The sequence below is a fragment of the Desulfuromonas sp. CSMB_57 genome, from assembly GCF_020194955.2.
Classification (GTDB): domain Bacteria; phylum Desulfobacterota; class Desulfuromonadia; order Desulfuromonadales; family Syntrophotaleaceae; genus JAFCIY02.
The window spans coordinates 1-800 of the sequence record NZ_JAFCIY020000087.1 but is presented as its reverse complement, the minus strand read 5'-3'; the positions used below and the strand labels follow the sequence as shown (position 1 = coordinate 800).

Here is an 800-nt window from a genome sequence, read left to right as displayed (position 1 = left end):
ACAGTCCGCCAAGTGGTGCCATTGACAGACCTATAAACAGGTGCTATTAGTGGACTACATGGAGGTGTGAATATGAGGGTTAAATTTTCCGAAGATATTGTCCCCCTGTCCGAAATGAAGATAAATCCGGGGAAAATCGTTAAACGCACCAATGAGTCCCATCGTCCGGTCTTGTTGACCAGTCGCGGTCGTGGTGTTGCGGTCATGCAATCTCTCGACGATTTTGAGAGTGCTGAAGAGGAAAAAGCATTCATGCGTGGAGTGGTTGAAGGGTTTAATGATTTGGACAATAAGCGTGAGATCAGCCTTGAAGCTGCAAAAGCACGTTTGGGCCTGAAGTAGACATGCCCGATAAAATTATCATCACAATCACTGAGTCCGCAGTCCGTGACCTGGAGGCTATTCGAGAATATTATCAGGAACAGGAGGTCCCGGAGGTTGGCGAGCGATTTATTAAAGAGATCATCTCTTCGGTTGAAAAACTGGTTATTCATCCTGATCGTGGACGAGTTGTTCCCGAGTTTGACAATCCTCACGTGAGAGAATTGATCCATTCTCCATTCCGAATTGTTTACCGTCGATACAAGGAAAAGATAAGTGTTGTTCGAGTGTGGCGGAGTGAACGGTTAATGCGGTTGCCATGAATAGTAAGTGCTTTTTTGGGACGAGCAAAGAAAGTAGGCCAGCTGCCGGCCGGGACCGGCGAACTTGGTTTCTGGTTTTGGATTTTATAGTTACCAAGGTCAAAGACAAGACCGCGGGTCGCGTCCCGCAGGACGCCTTACTTTTTATCCAAGCGG

Annotated in this window: 2 protein-coding genes; both read left to right on the top strand. The window is 47.4% G+C overall.

What is annotated here, in order from left to right; all coding sequences use genetic code 11:
- Positions 1-72: 72 nt before the first annotated feature.
- Positions 73-342, top strand: coding sequence for a type II toxin-antitoxin system Phd/YefM family antitoxin (locus JQN68_RS14435; protein ID WP_225073865.1), 270 nt, complete (start codon positions 73-75; stop codon positions 340-342).
- Positions 343-344: 2 nt separating this feature from the next.
- The gene (locus JQN68_RS14430; RefSeq protein WP_225073864.1) at positions 345-644 is read left to right on the top strand and encodes a type II toxin-antitoxin system RelE/ParE family toxin; all 300 of its coding nucleotides are present in this window, start codon (positions 345-347) and stop codon (positions 642-644) included.
- Positions 645-800 lie beyond the last annotated feature (156 nt).